This window comes from Paenibacillus sp. P4_E11 (assembly GCF_056401635.1).
Genome location: NZ_JBFUIX010000631.1, coordinates 1 through 760 on the forward strand (window position 1 = coordinate 1; position 760 = coordinate 760).

At 47.5% G+C, this 760-nt stretch carries 1 protein-coding gene; it reads right to left on the reverse strand.

Going from position 1 to position 760, the window contains the following annotated elements:
- Window positions 1-546 (reverse strand): AraC family ligand binding domain-containing protein (locus tag AC1DWB_RS36565; RefSeq protein ID WP_477545941.1); only part of this gene is annotated, 546 nt, incomplete at its 3' end.
- Window positions 547-760: the final 214 nt, after the last annotated feature.

The window sequence follows — 760 nt, forward strand, 5'->3', positions numbered from 1 at the left end:
GTCTACAACGGTGTCCCGATATCTTGAAGGGGCGGCGGATTCTCGGCTAGTCGAGATGTTATTCGGGTGCTGAATTGTTTGCTTTCGAACTTCAACCAGTAAGGTGAATAACATCTCACTACTCAACCACAAGTCATAATCAGGGCCAGCGTAAGACCAAGTCTGCTCAAGCAGGTTACGGATCCGTTCCATCTGTTTCACCGTTTGTTGAAAGGGCCTGCGATCATAGCCGAACATCCGGCCTGATCCGGGCTCTTGCTCTAGGAAGGTTACAAAACCAACATGCCAGGGCTGGCGGGGATCTGGTCTATATTCATGTGGCAGATGATCGGGAATATATAACACTGTCCCCTGAGGGACGTTGTCCCAATTGTCTTGTCCGATCGTACGGAAGAACCCTGATCCGGAGAGTGTGAAGATTAACTGTTTGGCAGAGAAACCGGATAATCGCGTCATCGGCTGTTGATGCTCCGTACCCGCTGTGTAGACATGGAGTGGAATCCCAACTTCTCTAGGAACGACCAGATTCGTTCTTAATGACAGCAACCGTTTCACCCTCCATTCCATGAAATGTCCTTTTTGTATGGGTAGTTGTCCGTATTGAGTAATAGGCTTACTGAGTATACCACAACTATAATCATATGAGATTGGATCATTATTCACTTACGAGGAGAGATTGCTTTGATACCGATACCTGCTTACTGGGAAAATCTTGACGTCCTTCACCTCAATCGCGAACCTGCACGAGCGCATTTTTTTC